Below are 23,001 nucleotides of genomic sequence, written 5' to 3'. Positions count from 1 at the left end.
GTCGGCTAGATCTTTGACTGAATCCGACTCCCGAAGGATTTCCATCTTGAGGGCAGCACTGCTGATGAAGAAAACTTGGGCGGCAAATCTAGCTGTAGGGCGAGGCGTTCGAGGGCGGTGAGAGCAGCGTCGGGATCGCGTCGGAAGCGGGTTCGTGCGACGCGGGCTTGACGCTTGGCGTCGCGGGATCTGCGCAGGTCGAGCCAGCGCGTCCGAACGAACCGGCCGAGATCGGGTCCGGACAGGACGTGCGCCCGGGTGCCGATGCTGGCCACGCGTCGGACGGACCCGCGCAGCACCGCTCCGGTCAAGGCCGTCTTGCGTCCGGTGGCTCGGCGCGCGTGATAGCGCTGCGAGCCGAACAGTTGCTCCAAGGCATTGGTGGTGCGGGGCAGACCGGGGACGTCTGCGGCATGGAACAGCCCGGGCCGATAACGCTGCGCGACCTTGCGGAAGGGGTCGAGGGCCACGCCGAGATCGACGACGCGTCGACGGTGGTGCTGCATTGCGGCGAGCAGGCCGTCGAAGCGCCGGCGGACCTTGGCACCTGTCTCCGCGGCGGGATTGGCCAGCAGACGGGCGGCATGCACGAAGACGAAGCCTTGGCTGACGGCCGGCCAGAGCGCGGCGGTACCGGCGAGCGCCTGCACGATCAGGAGCGCGAGCCGCGCAAGCGGTCGCTAGGCCCCCCTTTGGAGCGCACCCGTTCCAGGCTGCCGGCGACCTTCTCCCATCGCTCCTTCAACCGCAGCCCTGCCGCATCGCTCGGACACCTCGCAGAACCCCGTAATTGCGGGGTTTGGCCGTCGATTTGACGCCACTCGCAGCTTTGGCGTGATTGGACTGGCGTTCTGGTAATCTGGCGGTGGCCGTGAACGGGCTCAGGGGGCTATCCCGAGCGTCCCTCAGGCCGCCACCGGCCGGGTTTCGATCCAAAGGAAGCGCTTGAGGTTGTAGGCGAGGTTGGCGAGCCCGATCTTGGTCCGGGCTCGGGCCAAACCGATCGTGCGCACGAACAGGCCGAAGCGGCGCTTCTGCCCGGCGAAGACCGTCTCGATGGCCGAGCGGACCTTGGAGCGGGCGCGGTTGGCCTTGCGCTGCGCCGGCGTCAGATCGAGGCCGGGCTGCCGCCGAAAGTGGACCTTCGAGCGCCGGCCATTCTTGGCAAGATGCGCTTCGTTGGTCTTCGAGCGGTAGGCGGTGTCGGCCCAGACGTCGCTCGCCGTGTTGGTCGCGTCGAGGACGTTGGCCAGTTGTGCCCCGTCGTGGGCGGCCGCGCTGGTCACGGTGAAGCGGCGGACGAACCCGTGCTTGCGGTCGATCGAGACGTGGGTCTTGTAGCCGAACATCGGAACGGCGATCTCAACCTTGGCCCTGGTGCCGTCCGCCTTTGCGGGCCGCGCCTTGGCCCGCTTTAGGGTCCAGCGGGCATCGCGGTCTCATCTCGCGCGAGCTTTTTTGGTTTGGCCGCCCACGCGTCAGGGATCTTGCCCTCCCTGAGAGCCGCCTTCTCCGCATCGGTGTTGCGCTGAAGCGGAGCCGCGATGATCGAGGCATCGATGATCTGCCCCGACATCGCGAGGCAACCCTTACCCTTCAACCAGGCGTCGAAGGCGGCAAACAGCTCCTCGATCGCGCCGGCCCGGGTCAGGTGCTCCCGGAACAGCCACACCGTCTTGGCGTCGGGCACGCCATCCTCGAAGCCGAGATCGAGGAAGCGCATGAACGAGAGCCGATCCCGGATCTGGAACTCGGTGGCGTCGTCCGACAGCGTGTAGAGTGTCTGAAGGACCAGGATCTTGAACATCAGGACCGGATTGTAGGGCGGGCGGCCCCCCTTCGACCCATCGGACCGCTTCAGTGCGGTGGCCAACTTCGGGCGGAAAGCCTCGAAGTCGATCAGGGCCGCGAGCTTCACCAGCGGGTCGCCGTTCTCCGACAGACGCTGATAGCGCTCATCCAGATCGAAGAACCTTGGCTGACCCATCCGAGCCTCCCCAACGCCGACAGCATCAGGGAATCACGCCACCGCCCCGTACGGAAGGGGGTATTTCGAGGTGTCCTATCGGTATCTATCACGGAGCAAGCGGATGGAATGACCGGACGGATGACGGTATGGCCGAATCTTGATCGACCGCTAAAACCGTTATACCGTCAGGTACACAAGAGCCTTGACGGTATATCGTCCGGCCATACTGTGTTGAGATTAAAATGATAATTCATCTTCAGAGAGGATAATTTTGGTGTGACTGTATAGTCCTAGCCTATTACTGAGGAATAGCCCATTTTCAGGGCGTTATGCTGATGGATGCTGCTCTTGAAAATTTGAAACAGAAAGACAAATTGGTCAAGATTGCCGACCGTGACGTTATGTACGCACTTGTGCAGCCATCAGGCAAAATCGTGTTGCACTACAACTATCGCTTGAACGGTCGGCGTGAGACCGTCACGCTCGGACGATACGGCCCAACTGACCTTTCTCCGGCGCGGGCGCGCGAGAAGCTGATCGATGCAAAGCGAGCGATCCGCGAGGGGCGTTCTCCGGCCCATGAGAAGCAGCGCGAGAAGCGTCGCCTGGAGGAAGCCAAGAGCTTCGGCGAGTTTGGCGAGCGTTGGATGTAGGAGGCGAAAAATGGCCTACAGCACCAGAGCCATGCGGCGCGCGATCCTCGAGCGTGACATCCTCCCGACGTTCCGGAACCGCCGGCTGACGGAGATCGATCCGAACGATCTGCGGGCGATGTGCGCGAAGGTCAAAGGGCGCGGGGCGCCGGCTACCGCGGTTCATGTCCGTGACATCATCAAGCTGATCTATGCGTTTGCGATCATGCACAGCGAGAAGGTCACCAATCCGGCCGACGAGGTTGGGCCGGACTCAATCGCAACCTTCGTCCGCAAGGATTGCTCTCTTTAACCTGCGGAAATTCGGGTGATACTGGGGCAATTGGAACATGTGCCGACACTGCTCACGATGGTCCGCGAGAGCGAACTCCAGGATGCGACATGGGACGAGATGGATTTCGAGAACGCCGTCTGGTCAATCACCAAGGACCGGATGAAGCGCTTCAAAGCGCACAACGTCTATCTGCCCCAGGAGGCGATCGACATGCTCATCGCCCTGAAGACCTGCGCGAGTAACTCGAAATATCTGGTCCCTTGCGCTATGACGCCGATGCCCCGATGTCGCGGGCCACGTTCAACCGGATCACGACCGCTGTCGTGGTGGGCGCAAAAAAGGAGGGATTGCCGCTGGAGCCGTTCAAGGTTCACGATCTTCGGCGAACCGGCTCGACGCTTCTCAATGAGCTGGGCTTCAAAAGCGATTGGATCGAGAAGTGCCTGGCCCATGAGGACGGTCGTTCGTCGCGCGGTATCTACAACAAAGCCGAGTATAAGCATCAGTGTCGTCACCTGATGCAGGAATGGGCCAACCTCGTCGATGCCTGGGTGGTCGGTCAGAAGTATGCCACGGCGCTTTATCCGCCGTCGATGGACCTGCTGGTGCCGGAACCTACCGTGTAACCGGCCGGGTTTCCCTCAGATGGACGTCGAGAGACGGTGCACGTTTAACGGCTTTCGCATTTGAAGCCCGACGGCGCATCGCCAGTCAGGCTTCGACTTCCGCGAGATCCCATACGAAGCAGCGGAACGTCACATAGAACCTTTGTGAAAACTCATACCAACTTTAATTTATCAGCACTCATGTGCCCATTGGCGCAGTCCGATGGACATGATGCGCCAGGGCTGGGCGATAAGCTTGTTCCAAGCGTCGCAACACTGGTCGAGGATGTCGGCATAGGATTGGAAGATCCGGTTGCCGAGCCAGTTGTCGCGCATGAACTGCCAGAGGTTTTCGACTGGGTTGAGTTCGGGTGAGCGAGCTGGAAGAGGCAGCAGGGTGATGTTGCCCGGAATGCGCAGCTTCTTCGTGGTGTGCCAGCCGGCCTGATCGAGCAGGAGCACGGCGTGGGCACCCGGAGTGACGGTCGCTGCGATCCCTTCGAGGTGGTGGGTCACGGCTGCCGTGGTGCAACGGGGCATAACCAGGCCGGCTCCTACGCCTCGGGCCGGGCAGATCGCCCCGAAGATGTAGGCTGACTGCGTACGTTGATCCTTGGGGGCCGAGGGTCGCGTTCCGCTTGCCGCCCAACGCCGGGGCAGGGTATTTTTTTGCCCGACCCGCGCCTCGTCGCAGAACCAGATCTCTACGGGCTTGGCCCCGACAGCCTGCGCGATCTGCGCCAAACGGTCGGGGAAGCTTTTTTAAAAACAGCCGCGGCGTCCGGGTCCTGGGCGTGATGGCGCGGGCGGGCTGAGAGCGTGCGGTAGCCCATCGCCCGCAAGACGCGGCTCAGCGTCTGATCGGAGGCCGACACGCCGTGATCCTCGCATAAGATCCGGGCCAGATCGCACAAGCGCCAGCGGACCACACCGTGAGCGGCGGGCGGCGGCCCCTGTTCGATCAGGGCCCTGAGAACCTCGCGCTGGTCGGCATTCAGGCGCGGACGGGCACCCGGGGGCTTGCCGTCGATCAGCCCGTCCGGGCCATCGGCGTTGAAGGCCACCACCCAATCACGCACCGTCTGCAGCCCGATCCCGCCGATCGCGGCCGCCTCCGAACGCGAGCCACCCGCGGCAATTACAGACATCGCCAACAGGCGGCGGGTCTGGGCCGGATCACGTGACCCCTTGGCCAGACCGCGCAGGGCCTCGGCATCAAAAGCCGATCGCAGCGGCACCGGAGCAGCCATCGCATCCTCCTCAGGCTCCAAACCTAAGGACAGAATCGCCAGCCGGATGTCGATGCTACCCCGCGTGAGTCCTGCTCAGCGGGGCCGGGTATAACCGCAGTTTGACATGCGAAGAGCTTGAGAGGTCGCTACCACGTTGGAACATCGCGATAGATGGTCTTGAGAATGTCTTCTGGATTTTGTCCGAGCATGGAATTTCTATCGAAGACGGTCGTCCGTCGCGTAATCAAAAAAGCATCTAAAGTGGACGGTGATTTGGGCCTGCGCTATGGAGCCGGTACGCGTAGCTCGAATGTCTGCTGCGTCTCATCCGTCTCTCGCCACCATGGAAGAACCGCTCTATAAGCCGCGCTTTACGTGGGGTTTGTTGCCACGCGGAGCCGACCGAAAGGCGGAACGGAGAACGACCATGGCTGAGCGTTGGACACCGAAGACCTGGCGAAATCTGCCGATCCAGCAGGTTCCCGCTTATCCGGACGCCGCTGCCTTGCACTTGGTCGAATCGCAGCTCGCAAGTTTTCCTCCGCTCGTTTTTGCAGGGGAAGCTCGGAAGCTGAAAGCCGCCCTGGCGCGAGTCTCGTCAGGCGAGGCGTTCCTTCTTCAGGGCGGCGACTGTGCAGAAAGCTTCGACGAGCACTCCGCCGACAACATTCGCGATTTCTTTCGCGTATTCCTTCAGATGGCTCTGGTGCTTACCTTCGCAGGCGGCTCTCCCGTGGTGAAGGTCGGTCGTATCGCTGGTCAGTTCGCAAAGCCTCGCTCTTCGCCTACCGAGACGATGGATGGCGTGACACTGCCGAGCTACCGAGGTGACATCGTCAATGGACTGACATTCACGGAAGAGGCACGCGTTCCCGAGCCGCGCCGACAGCTTGAGGCGTACCGGCAATCTGCAGCGACCCTCAATCTTCTTCGGGCGTTTGCGACCGGCGGTTATGCAAACCTGGAGAACTCGCATCGTTGGATGCTCGGGTTTGTGAAAGATTCGCCGCAATCGTCACGATATGCTGATTGTGCAGAGCGGATGACTGAAACTCTAGACTTCATGCGAGCGATCGGCATCAACCCGGAAACACATCAGGAAGTTCGCACCACGGACTTCTATACAAGCCACGAGGCCCTCCTGTTGGGTTATGAAGAGGCTTTGACACGGGTCGATTCTACCAGCGGGGACTGGTATGCCACCTCTGGTCACATGTTGTGGATCGGCGATCGCACGCGCCAGCCCGATCACGCCCATGTCGAGTACGCTCGCGGCGTCAGAAATCCGATCGGCTTGAAATGCGGGCCTTCAATGACCGCAGAAGGTCTGATAACGCTGATTGACAAGCTCAATCCGTCGAACGAGGCGGGACGTCTTACACTCATTTGCCGTTTCGGGGCCGAGAAGGTTGGTGAGCATTTACCGGGTTTGATCCGAGCAGTTGAGCGCGAGGGGCGCAGCGTAGTCTGGGTTTGCGATCCGATGCATGGCAACACGATCTCCGCCGGAGGCTACAAGACTCGTCCCTTCGAACGTGTGATGCAGGAGATCGAGAGTTTCTTCGGCGTCCATCGTGCCGAAGGTACAGTCGCTGGTGGCATCCACCTGGAGATGACCGGGAAGGATGTGACTGAATGCACCGGTGGCGCCCGGGCTTTGACGGCGGAAGACCTACGTGATCGGTATCATACCTATTGTGATCCGCGGTTGAATGCCGAACAGGCGTTGGAAGTCGCGTTCCTTACGGCGGAACTCGTAAAGCGCGAACGCACGATGATTGAACGTCCGCGCCTTGATGCTGCTGAATAGTAATTGTGGTAGAACAGGATCGATCAGTCCTATTCGGTCTAGTCGATCCTTTTTTGAATCACTTGGAATCTCGAAGCATTGCATCGGCGAAATGATGCACAAGGCTTGCCTCCAGCTTTCCTGTCATGCTGGTTAGGATGGAAATCGCTTCGCGCGCTGGCATCGGCTCCTTGTAGGACCTTCGCTCGGTCAATGCCGAGTAGATGTCGCAGATCGTCAATAATCTGACTGTATCGCTGATCTCGTTGCCGATCAGACCATCTGGATAGCCGGAGCCATCGAGCATTTCATGATGGTGGCGCACCGCACCTAGGGTCATGGCGTCACATCCGCTCTTACAGAGGATATCATAGCCGATCACTGGATGAAGACGCATGATTGCTACTTCGTCAGCGTCGAGACGGCCGGGCTTGTTGAGGATTTCGAGAGGGATTTGTGCCTTCCCGACATCGTGCAAAAGTGCCGCTCGGATAAAGTGTTCGCGATCTTTGGCTCCAAAACCGAGATGCAAGACGAATTGTGCAGCCACGCCGGCGACGAGGAGGCAATGTTGATAGGTCGCGTCGTCGTGCGTCCACACAGTCTCTAACCACCGGGTCAACCCGTTTTTTTTCACGGCCGCAAGAATTGGATCAAGGCCTGCATCGACTTTGACGAGCGAGATTGGTCCGCCGGTCCGGACCCCTTCGAAAAGGTCGGTTAAAACTTCCCGTGCGCGCGATACATTTTGGATGATGGGGTGAGCGGGGACGTCATTCTCCCTCTCTGTGATTTCCGCGAGAAGAGCTTGAACGACAATATGCGGAGCGGTGTAAGCAGGGAAGCAAATAGTAGCGCCGAGGTCCCGTGCTTGACGGAGATCTTGATCTGTTGTCGACCGCAACAAACAAACAACCGGTATCGCGCTATCACCCTTCCGGCGTAGGACGGCCCGGAGTCGATTTGCCGCCTCGCGTCGACTCAGTGTCATGTCCGAGACAATGGCGCGGGGCGCCACGTCTAAAGGCTGCTCCTGACCACTGCTCAAGACTTCGCAGCGCCCAATCGTTTTGATCAGTGTTTCTAAAGCAACGCTACGGTCTGGCCGGTCGGTAAGTAGATAGATGGCACCATCCACCATGGCGTCCTAATTTCCCAGCTCAATTTTCAATTTCTGAATTGCTCATCGATTTGAGACGAACTGGTAAAAAATCTTATCAAATTAGCTAACCCCAAACATAAACAATAGAAAATGGGTCCGCTAAATTATGATGGAGCGAGTATATTTATATCGGTAAAATTTGATTCATAAAGTATGGTAGGGGTCTCCGTCTGTGATCGTATCCAGTAAATATACAAGAGTCGTTTTCAGAGTGTGAATCGTTTTGCATGCGCCGACACAAAAAATGATATTCCATTCAATCTGGCAACCTGGAATGTGCCAATAAAAATTGGTGATCAATAAATATAAAAACATATTAATTCAATGTAATATAGATATTTTATCTACAAAATTAAATATTTTATATCTATGCAAATTAGGTTTATAATGTTTTATGATTGATTTGTGTTACTTATACCGGTTATATGATTCGTAATATAATGACCACCAAGTTATACCCGCAGTAAAGTCCCTTCATTATTAAATAACGCAGTAGCAACATTGAAAATACATCGATTAATAGTAGGTAAAACCATTTATATTGTGGTCACGTCTTCGCCGGCGACATACGCTGCCCACGAAATTTCAGCGGTGGGCCACCACATACCGATGTTGCTTTTTGTTCACGTTACGTTGTGGTTCGGCATGGCCTAGTACGCCTCGCCGACATCCAAGTGATGCGCAAAAACCATGGTGCGGGTGAAGTTTCATTCTCACACGTCAATTCCTCGAACATCGCGTCCGCATCCTGTGAAGATCGCCATCATTGCGCATCTCAAGTTTCCGATCGCCCAACCATTTTCGGGAGGGCTGGAAATGCACACACATCTACTCGCATCTGCGCTTCAAGCCCGAGGACATGCGGTCACGTTGTACGCATCGGAGGGGTCCGTCGGTAGCTTCGCCCTTGTTCCGGTATGTGCGCCGACGGGTTGCGCGTTCGACGATGTCTCGGAGGCTCGCATCGATGCGACAGAGCACGCAGCTTACGTCCGGATCATGGATGCGGTCGCCGCAGAGGGCTTCGACCTCGTGCATAATAACAGCCTGCACTTCTTACCGCTTCTGCGAGCTGGCGAACTCCCGTGCCCCATGGTGACAGCCCTCCATACCCCTCCGTTCGAACCATTTGTTCGGGGTGTACGGGCGCGGGCGCGAGACATGGCGTTTGCTGCGGTTTCGCCCTCGCTCGCGCGGGAGTGGTACGATATCATCGGTGAGCCGCATGTCATCGGAAATGGTATTGATCTCAGCGCCTTCGCCTACTCCGCGCGCCCTTCGGGCGAGCCACACGCGATCTGGATGGGGAGGCTCGTTCCCGAGAAAGGAACGCACCTCGCGATCGACGCTGCTCGAGCTGCAGAGCTGCCGCTGAAATTTGCTGGTCCACGCTCGAATCCGGCCTATTGGGATGCGGAAATTGCCCCCCGGCTCGGAGACGACGTCACTTATCTCGGTCACCTCGGACACGGTGATCTCGCACGTTGCGGAGGAGAGGCCCACGTCGCTTTGTGTACGCCTCGTTGGGAAGAGCCTTTCGGGCTCGTGCTAGCTGAATTTCTCGCGTGCGGAACGCCGGTTGCAGCGTTCCGTCGTGGTGCAATTCCAGACATCCTGGATTCCTCGTGTGGGGTGCTGGCCGCTGCGGATGACGTTGCAGATCTCGGCCTTGCCGTGACGCGAGCGATACAGCTTTCGCGGACCGATTGCCGCCACCGAGCGGAGCAACTGTTCAATGCAGAGACGATGACCGATCGCTACGAGGGCCTTTATAGAAGCGAGCTTGAACGGATTCCGAAGGCCACGATCGCTGCCCGTGTCAGCAATGGCTGAGCTTGAAAGCTCTTTGGCGCGAGCTGTGGTGTGCGTGCCCGCTCGCAACGAGGCCGATACGTTGCCCCGCCTTTTGCGATCCCTTGATCGACAGAAGGGTGTCCGTGATGGCGCACGCCTGCGTGTCATCGTCGTGGCCAATAACTGTACAGACTCCACCGTCGAGACCTTAAAGGCTCTGTCAGCGCGCTCTGAGCTGGTTCATATCGAGTTGCGGGTTCTTGAGGTTACCATCCCATCGGAACAAGCACACGTAGGCACTGCGCGTCGTCGAGCTCTCGATGCTGGTATGGACTGGTTGGACCGGGACGGTGTCAAGAACGGTGTTCTTCTAAGTACCGATGCTGACGCGATCGCGCCGGAAAACTGGGTGATTTCCAACATGCGAGCGCTGCAGACAGCGGAACTCGTGGGCGGCCGTCTCGTCATTAACAGCGACTTAGCAACCGAAGACCCGCGTCTGAATCAAATCCATGCGGAGATTGAGCGATATTGGTATGCTGTTCGCCAACTCGAAGAGGTCCTTGATCCACCGTTTCACGATCCAGCACCCCGGCACGGTGATCATGTCGCTGCGAGCCTGAGCTTAGGTGCGGATTTATATCGTCGGGTTGGAGGCTTGCCGACGCTTCCCTACGGCGAGGACAACGCTTTGGTCTCGCGGGTGCGCTGGTTTGGCGGCCGGGTTCGGCATTGCCCAGACGTCTGGATTTCGGTCTCCGATCGCGGCGTTGGGCGTGTGATCGGTGGAATGGCCACAGAGATGATACGCCGCTCGCGTGTTGCCGACGGCCGTGAAGCCTATCTTCTGCCGGATGCAAACCATTGGCGAACCTTGATTCAGAGACGCCAGAAGTTAGCTCAATGCTTCGATGATCCTGTCCGCATGGTCCCAGCCTTGAAAGCGTTCGGGCTCTCTCAGGACGATGTCGCATCTCTCGATCTCGTAGAATGTCCCAACGCGATTGCGCTTGTGGAACGGGTCGAAGCCGCGATTGGGGAGGGAATTCCCCCAGCGGTTCCAGTGCCTCTGGAAATAGCGCTCGCAAACCTAGAGAAGATGCTGGCCGAACTTCGATCATTGTCCGACCCGCGAATGTCATGAGTAGGAGACCAATCGGCTATTATGTTCATCATCAGGGCGCTGGCCATTGGCAGCGTGCATGTCTGATCGCGAGCGCGCTTGACCGTCCTGTGACATTGATCGGAACGTTTGCCACGAATGACACAGAGGCCGCGCCTGTTCCCGTCCTCGATTTGCCGGACGATCGCGTTGGCGTGTCCTTTGACGGGCAAGACGGAGCAGATACCCGTCCCCTAGGTCTGCACTATGCACCTGTCTGTGCTGACAATGTCCGGACGCGAATGGGTCAGTTCGCTTCGTGGGTTGCTGAGGCCAATCCAGCTCTAATCGTCATTGACGTCTCAGTTGAAATCACCCTTTTCGCCCGCCTGATGTCTGTCCCGACATTGGCGGTTCGCCTAGCCGGAACGCGCAGCGATATGCCCCATCTGGAGGCTTTTCGCGCTGCCGATCGATTGCTGGCGTTTTTTCCGGTGGAACTCGACTCGCCTACAGCACCTGACTGGGTTCGTGCGAAAACATTTTACGCCGGCCTGCTCACATCGGAGAGGCCCACAACGCCAGCTGCAGACGAAGATGGTTCGATCTTGGTCATCTATGGGCGCGGTGGCGCTGGCGGTAGCCTGAGAGATCTGGCGGCCGCAGCTCGAGCGGTACCCGATCGTCCATGGCATGTGCTTGGGCCGACAAGTGGAAGCGCATCGGATTTGCCACCGAATCTCCACCATCACGGATGGGTTGCCGACCCGACTCCATTCATAGAGCGGGCCACTCTGGTCATCGGCGGTGGTGGCGATGGCGTGGTCTCCGCCGTCGCTGCAGCGGCCAAGCGTTTCATCTGCCTTCCCGAACCCCGACCTTTTGACGAGCAATTTGAGAAGTCTCTCGCGCTGTCAGACATGGGGGCAGCCATCCATTGTCCGATTTGGCCCAGCCCCGAAGCATGGCAGGAACTCGTCAGGGCTGGCCTCGACCTGAATCCAGCCGTGATTGGTGGACTTGCACGACCGGGCGCGATTTCGCGAACTGCTGCCTTCATCATGGAAGCGGCTGAGCGAGCCGACAAGAGGCGCCGTTAGGCCGAGGATCGCTGATTCAGAAAGGCTGGTCTGACGCAACACGCGCGGCGACGATCTCGTCCGCTGTCGGCAGGCGCAGAACTGTGATGGCATTGCGCCAATCGGGGTTAATCAAGCCGCAACCTGCGAAGCTATCGAGCCAGCCATCCATCGGCCAGAGCCCGTGCCGCGCTCGGAAGCGCGACGCGTTGCGGATAATGTCGGCAAAATACTGGAGGGGTGGATCGCAGGCGCCGTGGTGCTGGTGAAAGGCTTGTCCGCTGGCGCTGAACAGCACCGGAATACCCAGAGCATCGGCGCGAAAAGCAAGATCCGTATCTTCAGCGCCGTAGCCCTCGAAATCCTCGTCGAAGCCGTTCAGGCGATCGAAAGTGGCCGTCCGGACCCCGAAGGCGAGCGACCAGAACAATCCGGGATTGTCGCTGCGTGCCATTCCGTGGGCTGGAAAGTGTCGGACGGGATGAGGATGGCCCGCCGCCCGCAGTCCGACCTCGGTCCAGCCATCCATGACAGATCCAGCCGGTAAGTATCGGATTTCACAACAGATTAGGCCATCAGCCTCGCCCAGATCAGCGCTCAGCCGCGGGACGAGATCCGCCGAGGGGATGCAGTCGACGTCGAGGAAGATCAGGTTGCCGGTCGCAGCGGCCTGCCGTCCAGCATTGCGTGCCCGAGCCAGCGGCAGGCCTGGGCTGTTCAAGACGATGCGGCGAATTGGGAAGCCGTAATCAGGCAGGGGCGGGGGCTCGGCGCCCATTTCGACGACAACGCAGGCCTCAGGGTGAGGGCCCCGGGCAACGCCTTCGAGAAGGCGGGCGAGATGGGCGTCGCGACCCTTGTTCAGGGTGATGAGGGTGGTGCCGGCGATCACGGGGTGAGGCCGTCCATGGCGACAAAGATCTCGTAGGGACCAGTGAAACGCGCGATTATCTCGGGTTCGAGGCGAAACCCGGTGGGATCGTCGGCGATGAGATCGGTGGTTTGGGAGCGGTGAGCGCCGATTGCGGCCGTCTTGGCGGCGCGGTGGACTGTGACATCGACCCGGAAACCGGTCGGGCCGGGGCCGACCTCGGTTCCTTCGGGAAGGGTCCAACCCCATACAGGATAAGCGAAAATCCGGATCGGGCCGAGCGCTGGCCGGGCGAGGCGGACGAGGGCTGCGGAGGCCTGATGGTCGCAATGGGGATCATGTCCCCAGGTGACGCAGACGGCGCCGGCATCGGCGTCTTGGGCGATCGCGGCGATCCGCTCGGCAGCGTCTTCTGCCACCGGACCGGTGCTTGGGACCCCGGCATCGGGCAGGCGCAGGAAGGTCACGGCTTCCGCTGGAACGCCCAGTATACCAGCAGCGTCGACCAACTCCGTTTCGCGGAGGTCACGCAGTTTATCGGGGGGATACAGTGCCGAGTGCGTATGCGAGCCGCAGCCGTCGCTGACGATGACAATCCGCACGTCGCGTCCCCGGGCACGAGCCTCGGCGATGATGCCACCGCAGCCGAGGCTCTCGTCGTCCGGATGGGGAGCCACCACCATGAGGCCCTTACCGCCGATCAGAGCGTCAAGATCCGCGACCGGCAGGCGCTCGGCGGCGGCGAGGAAGGCATCGGCATGCATCGGTTGGCTCGAGGTCGGCGACAGCGTGAGCCGTCCCTTTAGCGGCGCCAGCCTGATCGGTGGCTGAACGGACCCATCACGCGACTCTTCACAGGGCCGTTCCGCTGTCTTCGGAGAAGCCAGCGATGCCGCCGGCGGTGGTCAACCAGATCTCCTCGCGCCGCGCCGCGATATGGGCGAGCGCCCGGCGCAGGGGACGCAGACGGTGCGGCTGGCCGACGATGTAGGGATGAAGCGCGATGCCCATGACGAGGGGGGCGGTGCGCGACTGCTCCAGCATCTCGTCGAAGGCCTCGACGAGGGCGTCGGCGAATTGCTGGCCGGTCTCCTTGCGCGCGACGATGGCGGGGATGTCGTTGAGTTCCTGGGGGTAAGGCACCGCCAGGATGCGGCCGCCGTTGCGGGTCGCGAACCAGGTCGGCTGATCGTCGTGGCACCAGTCGAGGAGGTAGCGGTAGCCGGCCTCCGCGAGGAGATCCGGGGTGAACCGGCTCTGCGAGATCCAGGGACCGAGCCAGCCCCTGGGGGCCTGGCCTTCCTGAGCGGTGAGGATGGCGGTGGCCTCGGCGATGAGGGCGCGTTCGTCGGCCTCGACGCGGTCGCCCTGGCGCTCGGCATTGGTGCGGCCGTGGCCGACGATCTCGTCGCCGCGCGCCCGGAAGGCCTCGATCAGCCCGGGGCAATCGGCGTAGAGGCGACTGTTGACGAGGACGCTCGCCGGCATCCCGAGCCCATCGAGGGTGTCCTTGATGCGCCAGGCCCCGATGCGATTGCCCCAGTCGCGCCAGGCATAATTGAGCACGTCCGGCTGCGGACCGCCGGGCGCCAGTTCAGCGCCGAGGCCGCCTCCGAAATCGAACCCCTCCAGATTGAGGGCCAGGTAAACCGCCAGGCGCTTGCCCCCCGGCCAGTCGTAGACCGGCCGGTCGGGCAGAGCGCTGTAGGCGTAGCGGCCGTGATGCGGCCGGGCGTTGTCGGTCATGGGGAATCTCGAACGGATCAGGAGAGGTCCAGCAGCGCAGGTCTGCGCGTCGACACCCAGTTCGTGGCGGCGTCGTAGGCGGCCCCGAGCTGCAGGCAGGCACGCTCGCCGTTGTTGGGGCCGACGATCTGGATGCCGGAGGGGCGCCCGGCCGGGTCGAAGCCGGCCGGCACGTTGAGGGCCGGCAGGCCGCTCATGGTCACGGGAATCGTCACCTCCATCCAGCGATGGTAGGTGTCCATGGTCCGGCCGCCGACGGTCCTGGGCCAGCGTTCTTCGATGTCGAAGGGGAACACCTGGGCCGAGGGCATGAGGAGGAAGTCATAGCGCTCCTGGAACCGGCGCACGGCCTCGTACCAGGCGGTGCGGCCCTCCTGCGCGGCGGTGACCTGATCGGCGGAGAGCGCCAAGCCGCGCTCGACCTCCCAGACCGCCTCCGGCTTGAGCAAATCGCGATAGGCCGGCTCGTCGTAGAGGGGTCGCAGGTTGGAAGCGGTCATCCAGGCACGCAGGGTCAGCCAATCGCGCCAGACCTTGGCCATATCGAAGCGTGGGCGGTCCCACTCCACCTTGGCGCCAAGCGCCTCGAAGGCCGACAGCGCACTGCGGTCGAGGTCAAGCACGCCCGCTTCGAAGGGCAGGTAGCCGCCGAGATCGTCGAACCAGGCGATGCGGGCGCCGGTGAAGTCCCGCTTCAGATCGTCGGCGAAGATCGCGGGGTCCTGCGTATTCGAGTACGGCACCCGCGCGTCGTAGCCGGCCTGGACGGAAAGCAGCAGGCCGAGATCCGCGGGCGAGCGCCCAATTCCGCCCGAGACGCCGAGTCCCGCCGTGAAGGCGTCCTTGGTCTCGATCGGGATGCGGCCGTAGCCGGTGCGCAGGCCGAACAGGTTGTTGAAGGCGGGCGGGTTGCGCAGCGATCCGGCATGATCGCTGCCATCGGCGACCGGCTGCATGTGGAGCGCTACCGCCACCGCCGCGCCGCCGCTTGAGCCCCCCGAAGTCTTGGTCGGATCGTAGGCGTTGCGGGTGGCGCCGTAGACCGGGTTGAAGGTCTGCGAGCCAAGACCGAATTCCGGCATGTTGGTTCGGCCGGTGAAGATCGCGCCGGCCTTGCGCAGGCGCTTGACCATGATCGAATCCGCCGCCGCGATCCGGTCGCGGAAAATCGGCGACCCTTGCGTGAAGGGCAGGCCCTTCACCGCATCGATGTCCTTCACCGCGTGGGGAAACCCGTGCAGCGGCCCGAGGAATTCGCCGCGCGCGGCTTGCACGTCGCGCTCTTCGGCGGCGGCCATCAGGTCGGCCCGGTCGCGCAGGGCCACGATGGCGTTGACGGTCGGGTTCACCCGGTCGATCTGGTCGAGACAGGCGGACATGACCTCGACGCAGGAGATGCGCCGGGCGTGGATCGCGGCCGAGAGGTCGACGGCGCCGAGGCTGAGGATGTCGTGGTCCGAAGCCGTGAGAGCCGCCGTTTTGGCCACGGCGATCGATGGGTCTGTGCTCATGCTCTGGCTCTGGAACGCGCCCGCGCGAAAAACCGGCCGTCAGGCCGGCAACCGCCGCTCCTGAAAGGCGTGGCAGGCCACACCCTCGACCAGGGTCGGGACCTCAGTGCGGCAGCGCTCGTTTGCGAAGGGGCAGCGCGGGTTGAAGGCGCAGCCCGTCGGGGGGTCGATCGGGTTCGGGATCTCGCCGGAGACGGGGATGCGCTTGCGCCCGGTGAGGCCGATATCCGGCACCGAATCGAGCAGCATGCGCGTGTAGGGGTGTTTCGGAGCACGGAAGAGTTCCCGTCCGTCTGCGATCTCGACCACCCGCCCGAGATACATCACCCCGATCCGGTTCGCCATGTGGCGAACGACGGCGAGGTTATGGCTGATGAACAGATAGGTCAGCCCGAGGCGGTCCTGCAGGTCGCGCATCAGGTTGAGAATCTGAGCCTGGACCGAGACGTCCAGGGCCGAGGTCGGCTCGTCGCCCACCAGGAACTCGGCTTCCGAGGCGAGCGCCCGCGCGATGGCAATGCGCTGGCGCTGGCCGCCGGAGAACTCGTGCGGGTATTTGACCCCGTCGTCGGGGTGCAGGCCGACGAGGCCGAGGAGTTCGCCGACCCGGCGCCCGATGGCGACGTCGCCCTGCAGGAGATTGAAGGCCCGGATCGGTTCGGCGATGATGTTCCGCACCCGCCAACGCGGATTCATGGACGCGTAAGGGTCTTGGAAGATCATCTGGATTCGGCGGCGCAGCCGGCGCCGGGCCGCGGCCTCGCGTGGATCGGTCATCGACACGCCGGTGATCCGCACATCGCCGGCGCTCGGCGGCAGCAGGCCCACCACCATGCGGGCGACCGTCGATTTTCCCGAGCCCGACTCGCCGACGAGCGCGAAGGTCTCGCCGCGGCGAATGGCGAAGCTCACGCCGTTGACGGCGCGCAGGATCTGCCGGGGCTGACGCTCGATGACCCGGTTGAGCCAGGGGCGAGATACGTCGAACGTGCGGCGCAGGCCTTCGATCACGACGTAAGGCGCATCGCCGGGGCGGGTGTCGGGCTGGGGCAGGGGCATGACGGGCGCGTTCATGCGGCGGAGGCCTCCGATCGGTCGTAGAGGTGGCAGGCCACCCGGTGCGCGCCGACCGGGATCGGATCGGGTCGCTCGACACGGCAGCGTCCGAAGACGGAGGGACAGCGCGGATTGAAGGCGCAGCCCGGCGGAATGTTGGAGAGGCGCGGCATCGATCCCGGGATCTGGGCGAGGCGGTCGGTGTCTTGAGCCAGCGTCGGGATCGCCCCCATCAGGCCCTTGGCGTAGGGATGGAGCGGGTTCTGCACGACATCGCGGACGGGGCCGATCTCCGCGATGCGCCCGGAATACATCACCGCCACCCGGTCGGCGGCTTCCGCGATCACGCCCATGTCGTGGGTCACCAGCATCACGGCGGTGCCGCGCTCGCTGCCGAGGCGCTTCAGGAGCGCGATGATCTGGGCCTGGACCGAGACGTCGAGGGCCGTGGTCGGCTCGTCGGCGATGATCAGTTCCGGCTCGGCGGCGAGCGCCAGGGCGATCACCACGCGCTGGCGCATGCCGCCGGAGAATTCGTGCGGGTAGCCGTCGATGCGCCGCTCCGGGGCCGGGATGCCGACCTCGGCCAGGAGATCAATGGCGCGATGCCGGGCCGCCTTCTCGGAGAGGTCGGTATGGGTGCGGATCGTTTCCACGATCTGCCGGCCGACCCGATAGAGCGGATTGAGGCTGGTGAGGGGGTCTTGGAAGATCATGCCGATGCGCCGGCCCCGAATGCGCCGCATGGCCTCCGGCGACAGGTTGTCGATGCGTTCCCCCTTGAGCAGCACCTGACCGCCGACGATGCCGCCGGGCGGATCGATGAGACCGATGACGGCGGAGCCGGTGACCGACTTACCGGCGCCTGACTCGCCGACCACGCCGAGGATTTCACCCGGCGCAATGTCGAACGAGACGTCGTCGATGGCGGTGAGCGTGCCGCGCCGACCCGCGAAGGCGACGCGCAGGTTGCGAACCGAAAGGACGGGCTCTGTCATGGCGTTGCGATCATTGCAGCTTCGGGTTCAGGGCATCGCGCAGCCAGTCGCCCAGCAGGTTGATCGCCAGGACGAGGCCGGCGAGCGCGAGGCCCGGGAAGGCGACGATCCACCACTCGCCGGAGAACAGAAAGCGGTTGCCGGTCCGGATCAGGGTGCCGAGGGACGGCATCGAGTCCGGCAGGCCGGTGCCGAGGAAGGACAGGGTCGCCTCGGTGATGATGGCGAGGGCGAGATTGATGGTGGCGATGACGAAGACCGGGCCGAGCACGTTCGGCAGGACATGCCGGACCATGATCACCGGCGAGGACAGGCCGATCAGGCGCCCGGCCTGGACATAGTCCTTGTTCTTCTCCACCAGCACGGAGGAGCGGACGGTGCGGGCGTACTGCACCCAGAACGACAGACCGATCGACAGCACGATCAGGCCGATGGCGGCATCGGTGTCCATCTGGCTTCCCAGCGCCGCCTTGGCGACGCCGTCGACCACCAGCGCGATGAGGATGGCCGGGAAGGTCAGCTGTACGTCGGCGATCCGCATGATCAGGGTGTCGACGAAGCCGCCGAAATAGCCCGCCACCAGTCCGAGCACGATGCCGAGGAATCCAGAGACCACGACCCCGAGCAGCCCCACGATGAGGGAGAGCCGGAGGCCGTAGAACACCGCCGAAAGGACGTCCCGGCCCTGGTCGTCGGTGCCGAGGGTGAAGGGCGCGACCCCGTCGGCGTACCAGAGCGGCGGCAGGTTCGAGTTGATCAACTCGAGTTCGGCCGGATCGTACGGATTCTGCGGCGAGATCCAGGGCGCCGCCACCGCCAGCACGACGAACGCCAGCGTGACCGCGAAGGCGCCCATCGCCAGCTTCGACCGGCGGAAGCTCGCATAGACGTCGGAATCGAGGAAGCGGGCCAAGGTGGAGCGCTTCGCCGGCATCGGTGGCGTGAGGGGAGCTTCCCGTGAGGTTTCCTGCACGGATACGCTCATGTGGCCCGTCCGGTGGAGAGGCGCAGGCGGGGATCGACGATGGTGTAGAGCACGTCCACCACAAGGTTGATGACGACGAAGATGGCGGCGACCAGCAGCAGGTAGGCCGCCATGATGGGGATATCGACGTTCTGCACGGCCTGGACGAAGAGCAGGCCCATGCCGGGCCACTGGAACACCGTCTCGGTGATGATCGAGAAGGCTATGACCGAGCCGAGTTGCAGGCCCGCGATGGTGATGACCGGCACCAGGGTGTTCTTCAGGGCATGGCCGAGATGGATCGAGCGGGTGGTGAGCCCCCGCGCCCGGGCGAAGCGGATGTAGTCCGTGCGCAGCACCTCCAGCATCTCGGCCCGCACCAGCCGCATGATCAGGGTCATCTGGAACAGCCCGAGGGTGACGGAGGGCAGGATCAGGGCGCGTAGCCCCGAGCCGGTGAGAAATCCGGTCGTCCACCATCGGAGGCGCACGGTGTCGCCGCGCCCGAACGAGGGCAGCCAGCCCAGCGTCACCGAAAACAGGAAGATCAGCAGGATGCCGATGAGGAAGGTCGGCAGGCTGATGCCGATCAGCGAGATGGCGAGGAAGACCTTGGCGAGCCACGTGTCCCGCCGAAGGGCGCAGTACACCCCCATCAGAATGCCGACGGTCAGGGCGAACAAAGTGGCGCAGAGGGCGAGTTCCAGGGTGGCGGGCATGCGTTCGGCCAGCAGCGCCGAGACCGGCTGGCGGAACTGGTATGAGGTGCCGAACTCGCCGCGCACGACGTTGCCGGCGTAGCGCAGGAACTGCACCGCCACCGGATCATCGAGCCCAAGATCCTTCCGGATGGCGACGCGCTCGGCATAGGGCGTGTCGACGCCGACGATCTGGTTCACCGGATCGCCCGCGAAGCGGAACATCGAGAAGGCGATCAGGCCCACCGCGAACAGCACCGCGATCGACTGGAGCAGGCGCTGGAGGATAAAAGCGATCATCGGTGGGTGCCTCGCGCGTCACCGAAAGGTTGATGTTCGTTCGCGTATGACCCGGACACACATTGATCCTCGACGCGGCCCTCTTCCCGAGCGGAACTCGGGCCTGCCCGAGATCCGTCGCGCTCGTGGGAAGGAGGTGGGGGTGGTTGGGCGACCCTCCGCCGACTGAGGCGAGCGGAGCCACCCCCACCCCTAGCCCCACCCCGCAAGGGGGAGGGGGACGCGTTCGGAACCCGCACCGCCAAAATGATCACGGCTGCTTCGAGACCCAGTACAGCATCAGCATGTTGTCAGGCCGCGCCGTGAGGGTGACCTTCTTGGAAACGCCCCAGGCGAGCGCCTGCTGGTGCAGGGGAATGAAGCCCCAATCGGCCTGGATGGTGTCGAAGCCCTCCTTGATCTCGGCATTGCGCTTGGTCTGGTCGGTCTCGGCCTCGACGGAATCCGCGAGGGCATCGACCTTCGGGTTGCAGTAATTGCCGAGGTTCCAATTGCCGCGGCCCGGCTTGGAGCCGTTCCGGCAACCGGCGATCTCGAACAGGATGTTGTGCGAATCCTGGGAGGAGGGGGTCCAGCCGACGAGGTAGAAGGAGGTGTCGTAGGCCGGTGCCAGCACCTTGGCGAAGTATTTGGCCTTCGGCTGCGCGTTGAGGTTCACCTTGACGCCGACCCGGGCCAGCATCGAGACCACCGCCTGGCAGATCGCCTCGTCGTTGACGTAGCGGTCGTTGGGGCAATCCATGCCGAGCGAGAAGCCGTCCGGATAGCCGGCTTCGGTCAGGAGCTGCTTGGCGCGCTTCGGATCGTAGTCGGGCCGCTTGAACTCGGAGGCGCGCGGAAACAGCACCGGTGCGATCAGCAGGGCGGAGGGCGCCGCTTGGCCCCGCATGACGCGCTTGGCGATGGTCTCCTCGTCGATGGCCCGGTAGAAGGCCTCGCGCACGCGCACGTCCTTGAACGGGTTCTTGCCCTTGACGTTCGAGTCCTTCAGCTCGTCGCGGGACTGGTCCATGCCGAGGAAGATCGTGCGCAGTTCCGGCCCCGCCATCACCGTCGCGGTGCCGCTGCCATTGACCCGCTGCGCGTCCTGCAGCGGCACCGGGTCGATCCAGTCGACCTCGCCGGAGATCAGGGCGGCGACGCGCGTGGCGTCGTTCTGGATGGTGGTGAAGACCGCCTCGTCGAGGTTCGACTCGATCTTGCCCCAGTAGTTCGGGTTCTTCTTGAACACCGTCCGCACGCCGGGCTGGTGCTCGGTGATGATGAACGGCCCGGTGCCGTTCTCATGCAGGGCGGCGTAGCTGGTGGAGGTGGCGCTCGGCAGAGTCGGGGCGACGGCGCCGTTCTTTTCGGCCCAGGATTTCGACATGATGTACCAGGTCGAGAACTGGTACAGGGCGATCGGATTGGGGCTCTTGAGTTTCATGTCGACGGTGTGGTCGTCGATCTTCACCCACTCGGCGTCCGACGGCACGTTGGTGGTGAAGTTCGAGCCCGGCGCCCGTACGCGCGTGGCCGAGAAGATCACGTCGTCGGCGGTGAAGTCGGAACCGTCGTGGAACTTCACGCCCTTGCGCAGGTGGAAGCGCCAGCGCGTCGGCTCCGGATTCTCCCACGATTCCGCCAGCATTGGCGCCAGCTTGAGGTCCTTGTCGCGGGTGATGAGCGAGTCGAAGACCGCACCATGCATCCCGATGGTGAAGCTTTCTTTCAGCGAGTAGGGGTCGAGGGACTTGATGTCGCCCTGGAAGGCAAAGCGGAAAACGTTGGCGGCCTCGGCCGGAGCGACGGTTCCGAGGCCGAGACACCCCGCCAAGGCGGTTGCCGACACGAACGCTTTCACGGTGGACTTCAACAAGGCAGGCATCCTTTTCAAGCCGACTTCCCACGCTGGCGTGAGCACCTTGGCACGGATCGGGCCAACCTCGAACGGTCTTTCGAATTCAATCCACTCCGATACGCCGCCGCGGATTTCACGCCCGGCAGCGCCTATCTGATTCGCGCAGTGATGCCCAAAAATCGGTCAATAGCCACGAAACGGTCAAGTCCCGCATCGCCAGCCGGATACCGCAGGGCCGACGGCCTCGTGGGAACGGCTGAACACGGCGAGGTCTGCACCGGTTGAACCGGCAGTCCCGATCGAACCGACGCTTTCAGGAGACCGGCCGCATGTTCGCCACCCGTAAGCCCCTCGACCAGCAAGTCATCGTCATCACCGGCGCTTCGAGCGGCATCGGCCTCTCCACGGCCCGGATGGCCGCAGCGGCCGGCGCCAAGGTGGTGCTCACCGCCCGCAACGGCGACGTCCTGGCGGAAATCGCGCGCGAGATCGAAGCGGCGGGCGGCGAAGCGACCCACGTGGTGGCGGATGTGGGCGAGCGCGCGCAGGTTCAGGCCGTGGCCGACCGGGCGATCCAGCGCTTCGGGCGCATCGACACCTGGGTCAACGATGCCGGCCTGTCGATCTTCGGGCGCCTGGAAGAGGTCAGCGACGCCGATCACCAGCGCCTGTTCCAGACCAATTTCTGGGGGTTGGTCTACGGTTCGCTGGTGGCCCTGCTGCACCTCAAGCGCTCGGGCGGCGTGCTGATCAACCTCGGCAGCGTCGCCTCCGACATCGCCTTTCCGTTGCAGGGCATGTACTGCGCCAGCAAGCACGCGATCAAAGGCTTCACCGATGCCCTGCGCATCGAGTTGGAGGAAGAGGGCGCGCCCGTGGCGGTCACGCTGATCAAGCCGGCCTCGATCGACACACCGTTTCCCCAGAATGCGCGCAACTACACCGACCACGAGCCGAAACTGCCGCCGCCGATCTACCGCACCGAGGAGGTGGCCAACGCCATCGTGCAAGCGGCGGTGCATCCCCAACGCGATATCTATATCGGCGGCGGCGGACGGGTGATGAGCGCGTCGAAGCGCATGGCGCCGCGTGCCTTCGATCGTATCGCACGGACGATGACGGCGCAGCAGCAGCGCGACGAACCCGCCCGCAACCGGGGCGGCGCGCTCTACGAGGCGGGCCTCGGCGGGCGCGTCGCCGGCGATCATCCGGGCTACGTGATGCGGCGCAGCTTCTACACCCGCTCCGCCCTTCATCCGCTGACCACGGCAGCCGTGGTGGCGGGCGTCGGGCTCGCGGCCGCGAGCCTGCTCGGCGCGGGGCGTCGACCGTGAGCGCCTGCGAGCCGAACCCCCTCC

At 62.9% G+C, this 23,001-nt stretch carries 17 protein-coding genes and 2 pseudogenes; 6 read left to right on the top strand and 13 right to left on the bottom strand.

Translation table 11 applies throughout. The annotated features are described in order from the left end of the window. Positions 1-5: 5 nt before the first annotated feature. The gene (locus tag ACV7NL_RS22325) at positions 6-650 is read right to left on the bottom strand and encodes a hypothetical protein (RefSeq protein WP_463356915.1); all 645 of its coding nucleotides are present in this window, start codon (positions 648-650) and stop codon (positions 6-8) included. A gap of 255 nt (positions 651-905) precedes the next feature. After that, positions 906-1,987 (bottom strand): annotated as a pseudogene (locus ACV7NL_RS22320) (IS5 family transposase). Between the two features lie 311 nt (positions 1,988-2,298). On the opposite strand from ACV7NL_RS22320, the pseudogene ACV7NL_RS22315 reads away from it, so the two are divergent. Continuing rightward, positions 2,299-3,522 (top strand): annotated as a pseudogene (locus ACV7NL_RS22315) (tyrosine-type recombinase/integrase). Between the two features lie 171 nt (positions 3,523-3,693). Here the strand turns inward: ACV7NL_RS22315 and ACV7NL_RS22310 are convergent. Beyond that, positions 3,694-4,751, bottom strand: a protein-coding gene (locus ACV7NL_RS22310) for an IS630 family transposase (protein WP_463356914.1) whose coding sequence is annotated in 2 segments (ribosomal slippage) — positions 3,694-4,259 and positions 4,259-4,751 — 1,059 coding nt in all. Because the reading frame shifts where the segments join, the coding sequence is not laid out codon by codon here. 409 nt (positions 4,752-5,160) lie between these two features. Here ACV7NL_RS22310 and ACV7NL_RS22305 point away from each other — a divergent pair. Next, positions 5,161-6,543: a class II 3-deoxy-7-phosphoheptulonate synthase gene (locus tag ACV7NL_RS22305; protein ID WP_463356913.1), complete on the top strand. Its 1,383-nt coding sequence runs from the start codon at positions 5,161-5,163 to the stop codon at positions 6,541-6,543. 58 nt (positions 6,544-6,601) lie between these two features. On the opposite strand, the gene ACV7NL_RS22300 is transcribed toward ACV7NL_RS22305, so the two are convergent. Then, positions 6,602-7,663, bottom strand: a complete 1,062-nt coding sequence (locus ACV7NL_RS22300; protein ID WP_463356912.1) for an HD-GYP domain-containing protein — start codon at positions 7,661-7,663, stop codon at positions 6,602-6,604. A 771-nt stretch (positions 7,664-8,434) separates the two neighbouring features. Here ACV7NL_RS22300 and ACV7NL_RS22295 point away from each other — a divergent pair. From ACV7NL_RS22295 to ACV7NL_RS22285, 3 genes are read left to right on the top strand one after another with little or no spacing between them, the layout of a single operon-like run. Then, positions 8,435-9,517, top strand: a complete 1,083-nt coding sequence (locus ACV7NL_RS22295; protein WP_463357197.1) for a glycosyltransferase family 4 protein — start codon at positions 8,435-8,437, stop codon at positions 9,515-9,517. Next, a complete protein-coding gene (locus ACV7NL_RS22290; RefSeq protein ID WP_463356911.1) occupies positions 9,510-10,622 on the top strand; it encodes a glycosyltransferase family 2 protein in 1,113 nt (370 codons plus the stop codon). Before ACV7NL_RS22295 ends, ACV7NL_RS22290 begins: the two co-directional genes overlap by 8 nt. Further along, positions 10,619-11,680 (top strand): glycosyltransferase, encoded by a 1,062-nt coding sequence (locus ACV7NL_RS22285; RefSeq protein WP_463356910.1) that lies wholly within the window; start codon positions 10,619-10,621, stop codon positions 11,678-11,680. Before ACV7NL_RS22290 ends, ACV7NL_RS22285 begins: the two co-directional genes overlap by 4 nt. Positions 11,681-11,696: 16 nt before the next feature. Here the strand turns inward: ACV7NL_RS22285 and ACV7NL_RS22280 are convergent, their stop codons facing one another. From ACV7NL_RS22280 to ACV7NL_RS22240, 9 genes are all read right to left on the bottom strand, one after another. Then, the gene (locus tag ACV7NL_RS22280; RefSeq protein WP_463357196.1) at positions 11,697-12,548 is read right to left on the bottom strand and encodes a glycosyltransferase family 2 protein; all 852 of its coding nucleotides are present in this window, start codon (positions 12,546-12,548) and stop codon (positions 11,697-11,699) included. Then, complete coding sequence (locus tag ACV7NL_RS22275; RefSeq protein WP_463356909.1) at positions 12,548-13,294, bottom strand: PIG-L deacetylase family protein; 747 nt, start codon at positions 13,292-13,294, stop codon at positions 12,548-12,550. Before ACV7NL_RS22275 ends, ACV7NL_RS22280 begins: the two co-directional genes overlap by 1 nt. 88 nt (positions 13,295-13,382) lie before the next feature. Further along, complete coding sequence (locus tag ACV7NL_RS22270) at positions 13,383-14,276, bottom strand: polysaccharide deacetylase family protein (protein ID WP_463356908.1); 894 nt, start codon at positions 14,274-14,276, stop codon at positions 13,383-13,385. Between the two features lie 17 nt (positions 14,277-14,293). After that, complete coding sequence (locus ACV7NL_RS22265; RefSeq protein ID WP_463356907.1) at positions 14,294-15,787, bottom strand: amidase; 1,494 nt, start codon at positions 15,785-15,787, stop codon at positions 14,294-14,296. Between the two features lie 39 nt (positions 15,788-15,826). Next, positions 15,827-16,846 (bottom strand): ABC transporter ATP-binding protein, encoded by a 1,020-nt coding sequence (locus ACV7NL_RS22260; protein WP_463357195.1) that lies wholly within the window; start codon positions 16,844-16,846, stop codon positions 15,827-15,829. Between the two features lie 11 nt (positions 16,847-16,857). Beyond that, positions 16,858-17,841, bottom strand: coding sequence for an ABC transporter ATP-binding protein (locus ACV7NL_RS22255; protein WP_463356906.1), 984 nt, complete (start codon positions 17,839-17,841; stop codon positions 16,858-16,860). Positions 17,842-17,851: 10 nt separating this feature from the next. After that, on the bottom strand, positions 17,852-18,775 hold the full coding sequence (locus ACV7NL_RS22250; protein WP_463357194.1) for an ABC transporter permease: 924 nt from the start codon (positions 18,773-18,775) through the stop codon (positions 17,852-17,854). Positions 18,776-18,822: 47 nt separating this feature from the next. Further along, complete coding sequence (locus ACV7NL_RS22245; RefSeq protein ID WP_463356905.1) at positions 18,823-19,803, bottom strand: ABC transporter permease; 981 nt, start codon at positions 19,801-19,803, stop codon at positions 18,823-18,825. Between the two features lie 250 nt (positions 19,804-20,053). Then, positions 20,054-21,670: an ABC transporter substrate-binding protein gene (locus tag ACV7NL_RS22240; protein WP_056481149.1), complete on the bottom strand. Its 1,617-nt coding sequence runs from the start codon at positions 21,668-21,670 to the stop codon at positions 20,054-20,056. A gap of 302 nt (positions 21,671-21,972) precedes the next feature. Between ACV7NL_RS22240 and ACV7NL_RS22235 the strand changes: the two genes are divergently transcribed. Further along, positions 21,973-22,977, top strand: coding sequence for an SDR family oxidoreductase (locus ACV7NL_RS22235; RefSeq protein WP_463356904.1), 1,005 nt, complete (start codon positions 21,973-21,975; stop codon positions 22,975-22,977). Positions 22,978-23,001 lie beyond the last annotated feature (24 nt).

Source organism: Methylobacterium sp. Ger2507 (assembly GCF_055231875.1).
Note: the sequence above shows the minus strand (reverse complement) of the source record. Positions and strands in the feature narration are given on the sequence as shown.

What these genes read in the sequence shown, in the direction of transcription:
- ACV7NL_RS22305 (WP_463356913.1), top strand. Translation starts at nt 5,161, where the DNA reads ATGGCTGAGCGTTGGACACCGAAGACCTGGCGAAATCTGCCGATCCAG.
- ACV7NL_RS22300 (WP_463356912.1), bottom strand. Translation starts at nt 7,663, where the DNA reads ATGGTGGATGGTGCCATCTATCTACTTACCGACCGGCCAGACCGTAGC.
- ACV7NL_RS22290 (WP_463356911.1), top strand. Translation starts at nt 9,510, where the DNA reads ATGGCTGAGCTTGAAAGCTCTTTGGCGCGAGCTGTGGTGTGCGTGCCC.
- ACV7NL_RS22285 (WP_463356910.1), top strand. Translation starts at nt 10,619, where the DNA reads ATGAGTAGGAGACCAATCGGCTATTATGTTCATCATCAGGGCGCTGGC.
- ACV7NL_RS22275 (WP_463356909.1), bottom strand. Translation starts at nt 13,294, where the DNA reads ATGCATGCCGATGCCTTCCTCGCCGCCGCCGAGCGCCTGCCGGTCGCG.
- ACV7NL_RS22270 (WP_463356908.1), bottom strand. Translation starts at nt 14,276, where the DNA reads ATGACCGACAACGCCCGGCCGCATCACGGCCGCTACGCCTACAGCGCT.
- ACV7NL_RS22265 (WP_463356907.1), bottom strand. Translation starts at nt 15,787, where the DNA reads ATGAGCACAGACCCATCGATCGCCGTGGCCAAAACGGCGGCTCTCACG.
- ACV7NL_RS22260 (WP_463357195.1), bottom strand. Translation starts at nt 16,846, where the DNA reads ATGCCCCTGCCCCAGCCCGACACCCGCCCCGGCGATGCGCCTTACGTC.
- ACV7NL_RS22255 (WP_463356906.1), bottom strand. Translation starts at nt 17,841, where the DNA reads ATGACAGAGCCCGTCCTTTCGGTTCGCAACCTGCGCGTCGCCTTCGCG.
- ACV7NL_RS22250 (WP_463357194.1), bottom strand. Translation starts at nt 18,775, where the DNA reads ATGCCGGCGAAGCGCTCCACCTTGGCCCGCTTCCTCGATTCCGACGTC.
- ACV7NL_RS22245 (WP_463356905.1), bottom strand. Translation starts at nt 19,803, where the DNA reads ATGATCGCTTTTATCCTCCAGCGCCTGCTCCAGTCGATCGCGGTGCTG.
- ACV7NL_RS22240 (WP_056481149.1), bottom strand. Translation starts at nt 21,670, where the DNA reads ATGCCTGCCTTGTTGAAGTCCACCGTGAAAGCGTTCGTGTCGGCAACC.
- ACV7NL_RS22235 (WP_463356904.1), top strand. Translation starts at nt 21,973, where the DNA reads ATGTTCGCCACCCGTAAGCCCCTCGACCAGCAAGTCATCGTCATCACC.